Source organism: Bacteroidia bacterium (genome assembly GCA_041391665.1).
Taxonomy (GTDB): Bacteria; Bacteroidota; Bacteroidia; order J057; family J057; genus JAGQVA01.
The window spans coordinates 315,745-332,056 of record JAWKNO010000001.1 but is presented as its reverse complement, the minus strand read 5'-3'; the positions used below and the strand labels follow the sequence as shown (position 1 = coordinate 332,056).

Genomic DNA, 16,312 nt, shown 5'->3' with positions numbered 1-16,312 from the left:
GATACTTCGAACTTGCCCAGCACAAAAAGCCCGGGAATCTAACTTCTCAATATCTGATGCATCCGCAGCGATAGTGCGGTAAACACCAGCTGAGGATTTGCATTCCCACTGATCTGCCTGCGGCTCTTTTCGATCTCTTCCGTAATTTTTTCCACTTTTTCAGGAGATACAACCTGTCCAAACTTTTGGTGAAACTCCTTTTCACTTTCCGTTACCGGTGCGATTTCCTCTTTTCCCAGGTGAAATAGCAGTGAATCGCGCATTTTCCTGACTGATACCTCCAGAAATAATTTCTGAAATTCTTTACTCTCCTTATAAATTTTTTCCAGTTGGCCGGATATTTTTTCGTAGTTGCCCGAATATGCAGCGCGCAGCCATTCCACATACGTATCGCTCAAAGTCTGACTGGAATCAGACATAAACTCCAGCGCATTTCCTATACTTCCCTCCGCAATGCCTGCAAGTTCGGCAGCAGCCGTTGGCTCCATGCCCTTTTTACCTGTCAGGTATTGCTGTATGTCTTCCCGCGCGATACGGCTCAACGCAATACGCTGGCAGCGGGAATTGATCGTGATCAGCAACCGGCCCGGATCACTGCTTGTCAGGATCAGCAGCGTTTTGTCCGGCGGTTCTTCCAGCAACTTCAAAAATGCGTTGGCAGCAGACTGATGGAGGACTTCGGTATTCCAGACAATTACGACTTTGTATGGAGCTTCAAATGCCTTGAGATATATCTTGCGTTTGAGTTCGCGGATTTCGTGAACGCTGATAAACAACTGCTTATTTTCCCCGTCGAGCATCCGCTGCCATTGGGAAAAACTCATATAAGGATCTTCAAAAAATGTCTCACGGAAAGGCGCAAAATAGTCTTCGGTCAGCCAGGTTCGCCCACCCTCTGTCTTTGATATAATCGGAAGAATATACCGTACATCGGGGTGAATACCCTTTTTGATCTTAACACAATTGGTACACTGCCCGCAGCTGTCGCCATCTGAAGGCTGAAGACAATTTACATATTGGGCAATAGCCGTCGCCATGGCGAGTTTCCCTACACCAGAAGGTCCGGTGAGCATCAACGCATGCGCCAGCCGGTTGTTGGCAATGGCTTCCAGGACTTTGGTCTTCGCCGCTTCCTGCCCTATGACTTCACTAAATTTCATTGCCCGAAAAATAAGAAAGTTTGGTCATGTTTCTTTGTATTTATGAAAGTTTAATGAATGATTTTGCTTAAGTTTAGTCGTCATTCTGTGATCATGAAAACGATAAGGGAAATTTTATCGTTATAGAATTGAACCCCGGGAAACTGCTACAGGTATGTCAAATCAGTCATTCCATCATTTGACAGACGAAGAACTTCTCCAACTGTCCAGAAAAAATCAGGCGGAAGCTTTTGGGGTGATTTATGACCGCTATTGGTCCAGACTTTATGCCTCAGCGTTCCTGATTCTTGAAGATACCGAAGCCTGTAAGGACATTCTGCAGGACGTTTTCATTGACTTCTGGAATAAAAGAAACCAAACCGAAATTTCCCATATCAACGCCTATCTCTATCAGTCTGTGCGGTTTCAGGTGTTTAAATATCTGAGAAAGGGGAATATCACTCAAAAACATCTGTCGCAGATCAACCAGATCATCACTTCAAATCCTACCGAAGAGACGGTCAATTTCAACGAAGTGAATCAGTCCATTTCAAACGGAATGAACCTGCTCCCGGAAAGATGCCGGGAGGTATTTTATCTCAGCCGTTTTGAGCATTTGTCTCATGGAGAAATCGCCGAAAAAATGGGCATTTCCACCAAAACCGTCGAAAACCAGATCACAAAAGCCCTTCGCCAGCTCCGAATGGTAGTAAATCACCCGGCTTTGCTCCTCTTATCGACTGTCTTTTTGTGGGGTTGACAACAATCCCAATATTTTCTCAACTTCCTTCTCTCTGTCGGTCCAGTAATTTCTCGCCCATACGCGATGAACTTTCCAGCCTTTGCTTTCGAGGAGATTGCGGCGATATACTTCGCGCTCTTTGCTGCTCGTTCCGCTGAAGTAATAACTTCCCTCACACTCTATGCCCAACAGGAAATGACGCCCCTGCCCTTTTACTGCAATATCCAGTTTCCACGATGTGTCGCCAAAGTTTCGGATAACCGTATATCCCGATTCACGCAGCCGGTCGGTCAGGTAATCTGCTATAGGATTTTCGGCGGAAGCCTGACTGTAAGCGGGCTCGTGAGGGTTGCCGGACAATTCTCGATCCCGTCCTTCGCTGATGGATCGGGCATATTGAAGGTAATTTTTCAAAAAACGGGGTCCTTCATTGATCGCACCTTCGACCTGAAGTTCGCCCGGAAGAAAAGAACATACGAGATAACTTTTCAGCCGGGCGCGGGTAATTGCCACATTCAGGCGGTTTTCTCCGCCTTTCTGATTTAGCAGCCCAAAATGTGTAACCAGTTTCCCATTTTCATTGCGGGCATATCCAATGGAAAAAATGATAATGTCGCGCTCATCACCCTGTACATTTTCGATATTTTTTACAAAAATTCCCATAAACTCCTCATTCTCCGTCTTATGCATGGCGGCGTACAGGCGGGCGTACAATTTTTCGTCGGTGGTTGCCAGTGATTCGAGTTTTTCGTCCAGCAGGTCTCTGATCAGTTCCTGCTGAAAATAGTTGAAGGTAACAATCCCTATTGATGGTTGAAAAGGGCTCTGTATCAGGGAAATGACCAACTCCACTACGCGGAGTGCTTCGGGCCGGTTTCGGTTGTTGCGCCATTCACCCAGCACCGAAATCCACTCCAGCGGAGGACCTGAAAAATCCCCCGGGCGGGCGGGCGGCACTACCTGAAGTTTTCCTTCATAAAAGGCATGATTGGAAAAATTGATCAGCGCTTCGTCGTGCGAACGGTAATGCCAGGTGAGTCGGGCTTCATCAAAAGTGGTTTTCGCCAGATCGAGCACACTCTCTACTTCGAGGGCGATTTCTTCCTCCCCGGCCAGAATTTCCTCCGAATCGTCATACCTTACTTTATACAGATCGAGCGGCTGAAGCTGCTTGTCATCACCGGCAATTACATTTTGTTTTCCCCGCAACATGACGGGAATCGCGCGTTCGACAAAACACTGGGAAGCCTCATCAAAAATAACCACATCAAAAAAGTCCTTTTCCATGGGAAAAATCGCGGAAACGGATTCGGGCGACGCCATCCAGCAGGGCATAAGTTCGCTCAGCCCTTCTTTCCACTTGGTAGCAACGAGTTTGCGCACCGACCATAACAACCGTTTTTTGCTTACCTGATGGGAAATTGTGCGGTAGGTGACCCGGTTTTTCAGGCGGTTGTATTCGATATTTCCCAGAATATTTTCCAGCACCCGGCGGCGGATCAGTTCGGCTACTTTGGTGCGGCGCTCTCCTAACTTTTTGACATAATCGTCGGCTTTTCGCGGCCAGCTCCGGTTGCTTACTTCTGCCAATACGGGCAAGCGCCTTTCTCCTGCTTCTATCCAAAAATAAAAAAAGCTGTTTTCGACTTTTCGGATAAACGCTTTTTCGTCCTCTGCTTCAACCAGAAGAGGACGGAGCAGTTCAAAGGTTTTTTGTTCTGACGGAGAAAGCTGTGAAAGCAAACCATCGAGACTTTTGATTTCGGAAAAGTCGCGGGTGAAGCTCGCTGCGAGGTTTTCGCAATATTCCTTTACTGAATCAGGATGAGTAATGCCCAGCTTAAGCTTTCCGGATTGATTTTTATGCAAAAATCCTTTCCAGATGTCTTCTTTTTCATTGAGCAGTCGGGTAAATCGCTCCAGTTTTGCCACTTTCTGCATGGTCGCCTGCCAGTGGCTTTCATCCAGTTTGCCAAAAGAAAAGCGGGGTTTCATCCGTGGAAAATCTTTTTGTTTGGCAACGACACCCCATGCTTCGTAGTGTTTCTTTTTGCGTTCGAGCCAGCGGTGTTTTTCCTTCAGGCTGTCAAGCAGGGGAAAATCTCCGTAATACGCTTTTTCATGCAGGCGCACGTAGTGCCAGTGAAGGCGGGAGTACAATTTAAACTCATCTTTGACCGCGGCGAATGTAGATTCATCCAGAACAAATTTTTTATCTTCCAGCCATTTACGGAGAAACCACCGGGCGCGAAGAAAATCAAGGCTCAGAAACCGAAAAGTCTTGTTTTTCAGGCTTTTATAGCTCTCCACATGCTTTTTCAGATCGGAATACAATCGCCAGGGAAAACCCTGCAAATACTTCATTCCGTCCATTTTCAGCAGAATATTTCCCAGTTGCTCAAACTTCTTTTGGATAAAACTGTCTTCGAGTTCGTCCTTGTGTATGGCCTCCACATCTTCCCGAATCTGCGGGGTAAACAGCAGTTGGTTGATCTGGGTAAATTGTTCGATATGCTGGCGGTTGACGTCGGATTGGAAGACGTTTTTGCCAAAATCTTTATCGACCTCTGACCAGGACTGATGTAGCGCGGTAATGGCCGCAGGAATTTCCCTTAAAGCCGTGTGGATACGGTCCCGGTCGTCGTAGGAGTAATGAAGGAAAGAAATCCGTTCGCGCCAGGGATAATTTTCCCGAAAGAAATCTGCATAATCGAGCAATCCTGCCAGTCGTTCCAGAAACCGGCGCAATTTCACCTCGTCAAAATCACCGGCAACTTCCCGGAGCGGAAGCGGTGAATCGGAAAAATCCTGCCGGAGGTATAGCTCGTGCATGGACATTCCGCAATCCATCCGCGCGGTGAGCGCTTCATTCAGCTGGTCAAATTCACGCGAAAGATGATCGGCCTCGCGCGAGAGCACTTTGTAGTCGTGTTCCCATTTGGTGCGGTTGAGGTCGCGCATTTCCGCTTCAAATGAAGGGATATCCTCTATCTGCTGTTTTATTTTCCGGTAAATGGCCGCGCGATCCTGACGGTAGTCGTGAACCAGTACAGAAAATCGCCCTAACCCCAGACCATCCAGCCGTTTGAACACCACATCCAGCGCGGCGCGTTTTTGCGATACCAGCAGCACTTTTTTTCCGTGGGCCATGGCATCAGCGATGATATTGACGATCACCTGCGATTTGCCCGTTCCCGGAGGCCCGTGAATGACCAGGGAATGTCCTTTTTTGATATTGAGCAGAGCAGATTCCTGCGATTGATCCACCGGAGTCACAAAATAGCGGTCTTCCTCGCGGATATAAGAATCGGGCGGACGGGAAGGAACAGAAGTGGATACCCATGGCGCAGATTTGCGTTTTTCGGAAACCTCATCTCCTGCGGAAAAAAGACCAGAAAGATCAAAAATTTCCGGTTGTTTTTCGATTTCCTGATAATCCTGAAGCAGGGAGGAATCAGACTGCGGGAAAATTCCCAGGACTGCCTGCGGCCTGAAAATCAGCTTTCCCATACCAAACCGGTTCATCGACTCAGCCAGATAATCCTGAAAAGATTCCAGCCTGAGGTCAAACAGGTCGCTGTTGAAATTTACCTCAATTTCGTAGGACTTAATCTTTTGGTAGAGATCATTGACCCACGATTTCCAGTCTTTGACAGGTTCGATTTCCTCCTCCCAAAACTCCGGCTGCAGGCGCACCTGCTGGAATTGTTCGTAAGCCAGGAAAAATGTCTTGTTAAACACAACCGGCTCGCCCTCAACCACTTCAAGTTTCCATCGCGGGCGGCTCTGGAGGTTGCGGATGAGGCGTACAGGAAAAAGCAGTACAGGGCAGCGGGCGACGGAGCCATCGATAAACTTCCCTTCGACGAAGGGGTAACCCACAAAAAGATCATACGTTCCCGTCTCTTCAAACAGCGTACGCACGGAGCGGTAGATCTGATTGAGGCGCCGGTCGGCGAGGTTTACCGGTTCGTGGCGCGGATCCAGTTTATTGATCAGGCGCACATCCTTTCCGGAGATAATTTTGAGGAGAATATCCTCCGGCGAATCCTCTTCGAGAAAGCCCAGGTCTTTGAGATCCATATCCCTGCTTTTGCTCAGCCGCGCGAGTTTCAGCGAGCGGTTGCTTTGGCTGAGATTGGTGAGGCGGAGTTTATAGCTATGGATGATCTGGTGCATGGGCGGAAATTACAAAGAATTACAAATGACAAGCAAGGAATTACAAATTTAGAACGAACCCCTTTGAGGAGACTCGAACTCTGGTGGGTGAGGCTCTCGAACCCCGGTGGGTGAGCGGAGTCGAACCCCACCGGAAATACGCCGTAGGGCGCCCTATGTTAGCCAGGGCTTCGAGCCTCCTCAGCCACCGGCAGGGGGCCTGCGGCCTGACCATCCGGTGGGTGAGGCTCTCGAACCCACCGGAAATGCGCCGATGCGCGCATTTTGCTGGAAACATTTGAGGGGCTGACCTACGGCTACAAATCGAAGATGCCTCAGGTACATGTGACCTCTCCGAGCCGAAGGCCACTTCCGAGGGTCTTGCCTGACGGCAAATGATCATAGCCATTTCCAATTAGTGTCTCTTTTCTTCAGGCATAGCCTGGACTCCGGAGGAGTCAAACGTTTGTAGCCTCCGGCGATCTATATTATTTTTCCCTATATGATTGCGCGCCACAGCGCGCATTGTGTTAGCCGGGGCTTCGAGCCTCCTCAGCCACCGGCAGGGGGCCTGCGGCCTGACCGTCCGGTGGGTGAGGCTCTCGAACCCCGCCGGAAATGCGCCGCAGGGCGCAATCCCCATCTCTTATCCCCTTCCCATTTCCCATCCGATATATCCTTTTCCTTCCGGATATATCCGCTTGCCCTTGCGTAACTTCGTTACACATATATCATCTTTCTCTTGCAACAGAGATTGCAAGGGATTTTGTAAAAAGGTAATAATGAAATAAGCTAAAATCTAATCACCTAGGGCGTCCTGGCCAGGCGGAAACCTACATTGTCGTACCGATCCGCAGGGCTGACGTAGCCGCGAAGGGCTACACGGCAGAAGGCGGGGTTGTAGCTCCAGCTACCCCCACGAAATACGCGGTAAGAGCCTGCGGGACTTTCCCATGCAGAGCCATTGGAGGGTGCTCCTGTATAGGAATCGTGGTACCAGTCCTGGCACCATTCATTGACATTGCCCGTCATATCGTAGAGACCGAAAGTGTTGGGATTGTACTGGCCTACCGGGGCGGTAAACCAGTAGCCATCATTGTAGCCAGTGAATTTAGTGGCCCAAGTCTGGCCGGAAGGACTTTTACTCTCATCCGCCACATTGCCCCCATTTTTGCCGGAGGGATCGCCATTTCCCCAGGAGTAGCGCGTATGATCACTGCCGTTACCTGCGGCGTATTCCCACTCTGCTTCGGTAGGCAGGCGGTAAGTGAGTCCGGTTCTGCCGCTCAGCCATTTGCAATAAGCCTGCGCATCGTTCCACGAAACGTGGATCACCGGGTGGTTGTATTCACTTCGCGGACGCAAGTCGCCTTTGGCGTCGTGTTTCCAATATATACTGGCTTTTTTTTCCCATTTCCCATTCACCCAGAAATAACTACCGCCATCCTTTTCCGCATCGGTCTGATAACCAGAGGCCAGTACAAATGCCTCAAATTCTTCGACCGTTACCTCATACACACCCATAAAAAAAGATTTGACCGTAACACTGTGCACGGGTTTTTCATCACTTTCCCCCTCATTGCTCCCCATGTAGAATGTACCGGCAGGAATCTGTACCATTTTGGGAAGAGATAGGGAATCTATTGAATGGATAGGTGAATTTTCAAAATACTTTTCAGGAGTTTCATCCTTAACCACTTTCTCCGCCTCCACAATCCGCGCGATTTCTTCCCGGGTTTTCTCCGCAAAAGGCCCGTCGGAAAAATCGAGGAGAAATTGCCGCAGGGCTGCTTCGCCGCGCCGTTTTGCCAGTTCAAACCGGTCCCGCTGGTCGATATAGTCCATCCGGGCCAGGGCCTCCCTTGCATATTTTCCGGCAGGGTACTGGTCAATATACTTTCTGTATCCGGGTTTGTCGTCTTTCAACTGCGCGATTGCCCACAGAGCGTCTTCAACGAATCTGCCGTTTGGGTAAGTCTGGATATACTGTTTATAGGCATGGACACTATTTTCCTTTTTTACCTCCTCCCAGTCGCGGGTTTCATCTTTTTTGGGGTAGAATACAAATTTTCCACTCTGATCTCCTATGCCAAATATCATCGCCGCTTCGGGCAGTTGAAACGCACTTCGCGGGGTGTTGTTAATGACATGGTTTTCCAGTTCCAGCGCTGAGATTACACCACCCGATGGCTGAAGCAACTGCTGGCGGATACATGAAAAAAACGGGCTGTGGTCTCCGGGCCTTCCGTCAGAAACAGCTTCCTGCTGCCTTCCCGAGGTAAGCACCCGGCGCGAGGGGTATTGTTCCAGCAATTGGGTAGCTGTATCTGCACTTCGCAATATCATGCTACCCGAAAAACACGCATCCACAATCAGGTAAATATGGTGGGCCTCCATATCTCCCAGAATGGCGCGCACCCGGTCGTTGGCGATGTAATCGGCTTCGTGTTTTTCGGCTTCCGCCGGCACCCAGAACCCCTGGGTTTTGCGGCGGTTCATGCTCCCATGCCCCGAAAAATATATCACCAGATTGTCGGTGGGCGTGAGTTTCTGTTCCAGATTTCCCAGCGCTATCAGGATATTGCGGAGGGTAGCTTGTTCATCAAATACTTCCGTAACATTTTCCTTTTCAAACTGATACCGATCCAGCAATATATCGCGGAAAGTTTCTGCATCTCTTCGGGCATTGTTGAGCCGGGGGTGATGTTTATACTCATCTATCCCAATGACCAGGAGGTGATTGGTGCGTGAGACGTTTTTGGGATTGCCATCTTTTCCCTCCCATTGAAGGGAGCGTTTTGTATCGTTGTCAGGAGTCATAAAAAGAAACCGGGAATTTTCCCGCCATAAATTGCGGATTTTATGGCAGACGTGCAAACGCTGGTTAAATAAGGGTGGGGTGGTGATGTTTTTTCTCCTCCTTATAGCCGGGGCTTCGAGTACGCCTCAGCCACCGGCAGGGGGCCTTCGGCCTGACCGTCCGGTGGGTGAGGCTCCCCTTGGGACCTTCGGCTCGAACCCCACCGGAAATGCGCCGTAGGGCGCCCTATGTTAGCCGGGGCTTCGAGTGACCTCAGCCACCGGCAAGGGGGCCTTCGGCCTGACCATCCGGTGGGTGAGGCTCTCGAACCCACCGGAAATGCGCCGCATGGCACAACGCCTTTGTCATTTATAATTCCTACGGCCTCCCCCGCCCGCCGGGCGGGGTGGTGCCCGTCGGACGATTGCCCGAGGGTGTAGGGGGCGCGCCGGGCGTTTTGTCACCACTGGCTTGCGGTGCGGCTTTTTTCTCGCCGATCTGTACGATATGATCCTCAAAGTCCCAGTTTGCGCGGATCGTGAGGGGGGTATTGTCTTCATAGATCTTCTCCGGTAGCCGGAATGGCCACAAATTGCCGGGAGAAAGTACGCCGTTTCCATCCTCATCGAGGATGACGCGGATGGTATATGCCTCCGGTGGCAGAAGTTTGAAAACAAATGTGGTATCCGCCGATGAGCGGATAACTTTTCCTGCCTTGTTGATAAATTGTAATACAATGGGACCGTTGTAGGTAGAATCGTATTTCACCACGCCTTCGATCGTGCCGTATTCCAGGGGATCATACCATTTTACCTGATATCGATATACGGTATCTAAATCTGTTGTGTCAAATCGCTGGAAGTATTCTCCTTTGATATTCAAAACATAGGGGGCTTTCGGATCGATTTTTTCGGCGGGACGGAGATACAAAAACAGGCTTTTTTGTTCGATTTTCAGTGGGAATGTTTTTCGCACGCTGTCATTGCGGCTGGTGTCGGAAAGGAAAATCAGCGCTGAGTCCGCTTCGGTGAAAAGTCTGTGGGAAAACATTCGCCAGGCTTCCTGCTCAAGGTCGGTTTCGGGTTTTCCCAACAGGGGATTTTCGAGTGTCTTTTTCCGGGCTTCACTTACCCGCAAAACGGTATCCATCTTATTTCCCAGACTATCTGACAGCCCGGTAAAATGAATATGACTCCACTCGCTGTATGGGCGGGTAGTATGTAAAATAAGTTCTTTATCCGTTCCTCCCAGCCATGAATAATCTTCCAGAATGGTCGTATCCAGATTGAGGGTATCTGTCATGAGAATATGTACATCGTCTAGTCTCAGGTTCTCATTAAACCGGCAGGAAATAGTATTCGGATTCCACCAGGCAAAATTCTGCAAACGGGGAGGAAAGGTATCGGGCAGAAATGCGTACAGTTTTGTCAGGGTTTTGTCCAGGGTGTCTTTCGGGAAAATGACCAGCGAATCTTCCGAAACGGCAATCACTTCCGTATCCTGACTGTAGGAATTGGACTGGTCTTTGTCCACCACACCGTAAATCTTAAATCGCGCATCGCGAAGGTATTTAAATTCAAAATCCCCGGCCTCCGTGGCTTTGGTAATATAGGCCGGGCGTTTTTTCTTAAAATCGTTGTTTTTGATACTGTCGGCATCAAATATCATCAGGATCATATCCTTGACGGGTTTGGACGGGTCGGGCCCGATGACTTTTCCTCTCAACTCCATACTGTCAAGCACATCCCCCGTACTGAAGGCCAGCGTATACGATTCTTTGATAGAGTTGCCTTCCGTATTGTCTTTGATTTCCGTCAGGGTAATCACATAGGTTGTCTGCGGACGAAGGTCTTCAGCAAATTTTATCGTGATTCTTTTGGCATTATCGCTCCGTATGATTTTGGGGCGTTTCATAAAAGGGGAAATGAAAATCTCCTTGTCAAATGCAGGTGGGCGAATGGGTTCGCTGAAATAGATTTTCACCTCATCGCCGGAAAAATTCAGTGTCTGGTTTGCCGGAGAAGTTTTTACCACTTCGGGCGGAACTTCATCTTTCGGGCCTCCCGTGGGTGAGGCAGGCTGCGCGCAGCTAAATACAATTGCTGACAATATCCCAAAGAGAAACACCCTGCCAGCCATTTGCCGAATCCTGTATATCAATCTGTTTTTCATAAACTGCTTCGTATATAAAACAATGAAATCACGCCTCCGACACTCACCGCTATGATCGCCAGCGGCTTTACCCATTTCCCCATCAGCGTCGGGTCTTCTGTGTGCAAAAACTCCGGACTTTTCCGGTTGATCTGACGCAGTACCTTCCCTGAAAGTGTGTCAGAATAAAAAATGGTTGTGTCCACCGGCATTTCTCCGATGATTTTCAACCGCACTTCCAGCCTGCGAAGATAACTTTTTTTCTCCACCTGCTTATAGCTGACCCGCGGATTGCCGATGGCAAGGGTGCGGGATGAAAGGGTATCTGCAACCAGATCTGGCAAATAGTCTGCATTGGTAAATCCCTGATATTCGCGAAATTTCAACCCCGGTGTTTCCAGATACTGTGACAGGATATTTCGCAGCACGGTCTCATTGTCCGGCTGGGCATAGGCTATAAAACCGGCAAACATCAGCGGGAAAAAAATCAGGTGGTTGAATATATGAAACAGCCTGTCTGTCATGGTCGGATCATCACATGTTTTGTGCGTACTTCTTCAGCGGTTATCCATTTTACCAGATACATTCCCGGCGAAAAATTACCCACGGGTATCGCCCACCGGCTTTCGCCCTGGCTGATGGTTTGTGTTTTTTCCGCCCAGACAATTTTACCCAAAATATCGGCGATTTCGAGGTTTATTCTTTCGGGTAACAAATCATTGATTTTGATAAAAAGCGTTTGTGATGCCGGATTGGGGAAAACGGAAAATATCGGTTCTGTGATATCAGAGCCAATTGAAGTGACGGGGGCCGAATAATCCACAATTCGCAAATCGCCGAGGTAAAAGCCGTCACTCTGCACAAATGTCCCCGAATGAAGCGAAAACCGCAGTTTGATTTTTCTCCCGGCAAATTCACGCAGATCAATTTTTTCTTTTACCCAATGCCGGTTTCCCTGATAATAATACTGTCCAGCAAGTTCCGTGGCATAACTCCCGCCTATACTTTTCCAGTCTGTATTTGTCAGCCCGCCGGCTTCGATCTTTACATAGTCCTGCAAGGGTTCCAGCGCAAATCGCATCGAAAACTCCAGCACTGGATTTTGTGCATTGGTAAGGTCAGCAAATGAGGTCATTACAATACCCGACTCACTGTCGTAGCGATAACTCCCGCCGGGAGAATCTGTCATAAATTTTTCCCCGCCAATCATGTCCTGTGAGGTGGTGTCCCACATGATACCGGTTCCCATTTGCTGCCATTTTCCCCTACCCTGCTCAAAATCATCGGCAAAAATCACCCGCTGTTGTCCTACCAGTAACTGAATGGTATCGAGGTCTGTAATCACTCCGTCAAACCCCGCAACTACCGCCAGCCTGATCGTGTCGGGAAATTGGAAGGTTTCGGGAATATGAATGGAAAAATTTATCGTCGATTCCCGGCCCGGATGAATGGAAACCGCAGGATTTGCCGCTGCAATTACCTGTACACCGGGAGATAAAGGCTGCAAAACCACAGATACGTTATTTGCGATTTGCGATAATCCTTTGTTTCTCACTCGTAATGAGAGTGTTGTATTCTGGCCGGGAATAAGCGCGCCGCACTGGTAATCCTGATATCTCACATACGCACCTGCGGCCCATGTAATGTATTTCATAGCAGGAAGAAACTCCCTGACGCGAAAACAAATCGTACCGGGATCGCCCCAAAAGTCTTGCCCGATTTCGGGCATCCAGCCTGTCATACCCTGGCTGTGAAAATAGTCCAGCGTCGTTCCGGAAGACGTGTAGTTTACAAGCTGCTTGACGGTTCCATATCCGTTGTATCGGCGGGGAATAAACTCCGAAGCCATTTCGCTGTATAGCCCGGTATTTACTGTCGAATCTATATACCCCAGCGGGCTGAGAATTTTTTGTCCGAAAGTATGCAGACTAAATCCGGTTTCCGGTTCGGTCTGAAGCAGAAAGTTTTGAATCGCCTGTGTTTCTGGTTCGGAAAATGCGGTCAGACCGCGAAAAGTATTGGAACAAGGCTCGTCAGTAGAACCAGTATTTAATCCCCAGCCAAATCCAAAATTACGATTAAGGTCAATGCCTGAGCAGATCGTATTGGATATTCGCCGGTTTTTGCGCCAAAGTCCGCCGCCATTGGGATTGGTCGTTTGGTTATAGACATAGCCGTCGGGATTGACCACCGGGACAAAAAATATTTCTCTGCTATTTACGAGCCGGGTGGCCTCCGGATTCTGATTATAATTTTCCAGCAACCACCACATATAATACAAAATCGCTTCCAGCGAAAGCGGTTCCCGCGCATGGGTAAGTGCATCAAAATAAACCCCTGGTTCCGTAGCTGATTCATTGAGTACGGGGTGATCTGAGATTTTCACAGCCCAGATGGGTCTTCCTTCGACAGAAGTGCCGATCTGGATTTTGGGAGAAATGATATCGGGGAAATTTGCCCGCATACTGTCGAGTTGGGCAATGGCCTCCGCCCAGGTATGATAACCGGACATCGACCCGGTCGTCAGATGATTCAGGCCACAGGCCGACCGTTGGCTGAGGTTTTGTGCCTGAGCAGGGAGTTCCCGTGCATATTTTGCAGACAGGTCAGGCTGAAGAATCGAATAAGTAGCGCCCAGTTCGTCAAGCAGAGCTATTTCATCTGATTCGAGCACAACTTCCAGCGTTTCATTGCGTGAATGAAAGTGGTCTACCGCAAGTCCGGCATCCAGCCAGTTTTGCCATTCTTCCTGTGAAGTTGGAGACAACGATACGAGCGAATACACCTCCTGTCCGGAGGTCAGGCCAAACGAAAAAGGAAAAAGTACAGCAAACAGACACAGGCGTACCATAACGCTAATTTACTTAAAGGTTTGCGAATTACGCCTGTTCAAACCTTATCTGCACAGCCTGCTAGTGTCCTGTTACCGGATCGCCAGCCCTTTACTCTCCAGGTGAGCGATCATTTGACTTTTAAATTCGTTGATTTCCTCGGCATTGAGTGTTTTCTCCTCCGAACCGATGGTAATCGTAAAGAGGAAGCTGTTTTTGCCAGGAAGGATTTTTTCATCCTGAAACAACTCCTTAAAAGAAAAGTCTTTCATATAGCCATTGCCAAAAGCCGTAATCGCAGCCACTACTTCGTTGTACCGTACCTGTTTGTCTGCGATGATATTAAAATCAAGCGACACAAACGGAAATGGATTGGGGCGAACGAAAGTGTGAACCACCGGCTCGATTTTGGTAAAAGCCTCTATATCAAATTCGAAAGTTACGACCGGATAGTTGCCAAACTGAGGTTTGGCGTATTTGGGCTGAAGCACAGAAATATAGCCCAGATATACATTTTCGTAATAAAACGAAAGAGATTTGTTGGCTGTAATCCAGTTTTTCCCCGGCTCAGATGCGCCATACTCAAATCGCAAATAGCGATTCTTCAGGCTGGTAAACGCATACGTCAACGCATCTTTAACCTGGAAGAAAATAGTTTCCTCACTTTGGTTCTTATCGAAAACGGTTCCTGCCAGTGATTTTTTTTCTGAAGGTTTGCCGGCGTTGTCAAAGAATGTACTTTCTATCTCGTAAATCCCCACCCGTGAGAAGTTGGCCATATTGATTTTCACGTGTTGCAGCAGCGCGGGAATCAGACTGGTTTTGAGTTTGTTGAAATAAGGTGCCCGGGGATTGGCGAGCGTAACCGCATTGTGGGGTTCGATTTCCAAAGTTTCGAGCCAGCGGTTGTCATCCCATCCGTAAGTGCGCACTTCATTAAACCCAAATTCATAACTGAGTACACGTTTCAACTCCAGGTCGGCTTTGACGATTTTATTTTCATGGAGCGGAGCAATACCGATGCGCGGCGGTTCCGGTGTGATATTGTCATAGCCATAGATACGGGCGATTTCCTCCACCAGGTCGGGCTGGTTGTTGATATCTTTTTTCGACCGGTACCAGGGCACGGTAACCTCAAAATTGCCGTTGGCAAAAGTATGGGTAAAGCCGAGCCGGTTGAGGATATCAGAAATCAGATCACGGCTGAAATTGGCCCCCGTAAAACTGGAAACAAATGATTCGGAGAGAGAAATGGTTCTTACAGAAGAATCAGAATGATCAATATCCGTGATTTGCGAATAGGAAATTCCAGGCTGAATCTCTTCCAGAAGATAGACAAACCGCTCTATTGCCACGATTGTCTGGCGGGGTACGAGGGTTTTTTCATACCGGTTGGAAGCATCCGTACGGGTTTTGATTGCGGAAGAAGTGGTGCGTACTGACTTCGCATCAAAGTTGGCTGACTCAAGCAAAATCTCGGAGGTGTCGTCCAGAATTTTGGATTTATCTCCCCCCATAATTCCTGCCACAGCTACCGGTACTTTGTCTCCGTTGTAGATCATCATCGCGCCCACAGGCATTACCGGCTCAGATCCGTCAAGAATCGGAAAGGGCATCGGTTCTTTTACATAGTCAACAATGATTCCGGAGCTTACTTCCCGCCTGTCAAAAGCATGAGTAGGCTGCCCTACTTCAGCCATGATATAGTTGGAAATATCCACCATCAGGCTGATCGGTTTGTGGCCGCTGTAATAAAGCAAGGTGCGCATTTCCAATGGTGTTTTTGTTTTTTCAACACCTGAAATCGTCACAGAGGCATACCGCGGGCAGTGGTCTTTGGCCATGATTTTTATCGAAGGGCCACTGATTTTGCTTTGGTTGATCTGTTCTGCGGATTTGACCGGAAGCGGTTTGAGGGGGCGTTTGTAGATAGCGGCAAGCTCCCTGGCAAATCCATAAATCCCCCACAAGTCGGGGCGATGAGTAACCGACTTATTGTCGAGTTCAAGGATGACGTCATGGAAGAATGGATATAATTCCAGGATGCTTTGTCCGGGTTTGGCATCCGGATGTTCGACCAGAAATACGGTTTCCTCATAGTCGGAAATCCCCATATCCTTTTCGCTCATCAGGAAACCTTCGCTGGTATGTCCGGCGATTTTGCGGGCTTCGACTACCCTGCCGTTGAGAGTGATACCAGGCGTTGCCAGGCAGATCATTTTACCTTCGGTAAGCGTTTTGTCTGTGCAGACAATCTGACAGGGTTTCCCCATATCCACTTCCAGCAGGTCGTATTTATCATCCAGATGTGTGAGTCGGGAAATTTTTCCTGCGAAAATATTTGCCAGGTCAGCACCTTTCACTTCCAGCCCTTCGATTTCGGCAGTGTGCAGGGTGAGTTTCCGGGAAATATCTTCCGGATCGATATCTTTTATATCAACAAATTGGGACAGCCAGTTGATGGAGAGATTCATAATTTACAAAATAAACA

8 protein-coding genes are annotated in these 16,312 nt (G+C 48.7%); 1 reads left to right on the top strand and 7 read right to left on the bottom strand.

Annotation, left to right across the window (positions count from 1 at the left end):
- Window positions 1-38 precede the first annotated feature (38 nt).
- Window positions 39-1,160, bottom strand: coding sequence for a DNA polymerase III subunit delta' (gene holB, locus R3D00_01355; protein ID MEZ4771796.1), 1,122 nt, complete (start codon window positions 1,158-1,160; stop codon window positions 39-41).
- A 154-nt stretch (window positions 1,161-1,314) separates the two neighbouring features.
- Between holB and R3D00_01350 the strand changes: the two genes are divergently transcribed.
- Window positions 1,315-1,899, top strand: coding sequence for an RNA polymerase sigma-70 factor (locus R3D00_01350; GenBank protein ID MEZ4771795.1), 585 nt, complete (start codon window positions 1,315-1,317; stop codon window positions 1,897-1,899).
- Here R3D00_01350 and R3D00_01345 read toward each other — a convergent pair.
- The 6 genes from R3D00_01345 to pheT all read right to left on the bottom strand — a co-directional run bounded on the left by R3D00_01345 (window position 1,873) and on the right by pheT (window position 16,295).
- Complete coding sequence (locus R3D00_01345) at window positions 1,873-6,060, bottom strand: AAA domain-containing protein (GenBank protein MEZ4771794.1); 4,188 nt, start codon at window positions 6,058-6,060, stop codon at window positions 1,873-1,875. The genes R3D00_01350 and R3D00_01345 overlap by 27 nt on opposite strands.
- A 786-nt stretch (window positions 6,061-6,846) precedes the next feature.
- On the bottom strand, window positions 6,847-8,859 hold the full coding sequence (locus tag R3D00_01340) for an SUMF1/EgtB/PvdO family nonheme iron enzyme (GenBank protein MEZ4771793.1): 2,013 nt from the start codon (window positions 8,857-8,859) through the stop codon (window positions 6,847-6,849).
- Between the two features lie 358 nt (window positions 8,860-9,217).
- Window positions 9,218-11,011 (bottom strand): Ig-like domain-containing protein, encoded by a 1,794-nt coding sequence (locus R3D00_01335; protein ID MEZ4771792.1) that lies wholly within the window; start codon window positions 11,009-11,011, stop codon window positions 9,218-9,220.
- Entirely contained in the window at window positions 11,008-11,514 is a 507-nt protein-coding gene (locus tag R3D00_01330; GenBank protein ID MEZ4771791.1) for a hypothetical protein, read from the bottom strand. Before R3D00_01330 ends, R3D00_01335 begins: the two co-directional genes overlap by 4 nt.
- Complete coding sequence (locus R3D00_01325) at window positions 11,511-13,841, bottom strand: M14 family zinc carboxypeptidase (GenBank protein ID MEZ4771790.1); 2,331 nt, start codon at window positions 13,839-13,841, stop codon at window positions 11,511-11,513. Before R3D00_01325 ends, R3D00_01330 begins: the two co-directional genes overlap by 4 nt.
- Window positions 13,842-13,913: 72 nt before the next feature.
- A complete protein-coding gene (gene pheT / locus R3D00_01320) occupies window positions 13,914-16,295 on the bottom strand; it encodes a phenylalanine--tRNA ligase subunit beta (protein ID MEZ4771789.1) in 2,382 nt (793 codons plus the stop codon).
- Window positions 16,296-16,312: the final 17 nt, after the last annotated feature.

Excerpts from the sequence above, each read along its gene's own strand:
- holB (MEZ4771796.1), bottom strand. The coding sequence starts at position 1,160 with ATGAAATTTAGTGAAGTCATAGGGCAGGAAGCGGCGAAGACCAAAGTC.
- R3D00_01350 (MEZ4771795.1), top strand. The coding sequence starts at position 1,315 with ATGTCAAATCAGTCATTCCATCATTTGACAGACGAAGAACTTCTCCAA.
- R3D00_01345 (MEZ4771794.1), bottom strand. The coding sequence starts at position 6,060 with ATGCACCAGATCATCCATAGCTATAAACTCCGCCTCACCAATCTCAGC.
- R3D00_01340 (MEZ4771793.1), bottom strand. The coding sequence starts at position 8,859 with ATGACTCCTGACAACGATACAAAACGCTCCCTTCAATGGGAGGGAAAA.
- R3D00_01335 (MEZ4771792.1), bottom strand. The coding sequence starts at position 11,011 with ATGAAAAACAGATTGATATACAGGATTCGGCAAATGGCTGGCAGGGTG.
- R3D00_01330 (MEZ4771791.1), bottom strand. The coding sequence starts at position 11,514 with ATGACAGACAGGCTGTTTCATATATTCAACCACCTGATTTTTTTCCCG.
- R3D00_01325 (MEZ4771790.1), bottom strand. The coding sequence starts at position 13,841 with ATGGTACGCCTGTGTCTGTTTGCTGTACTTTTTCCTTTTTCGTTTGGC.
- pheT (MEZ4771789.1), bottom strand. The coding sequence starts at position 16,295 with ATGAATCTCTCCATCAACTGGCTGTCCCAATTTGTTGATATAAAAGAT.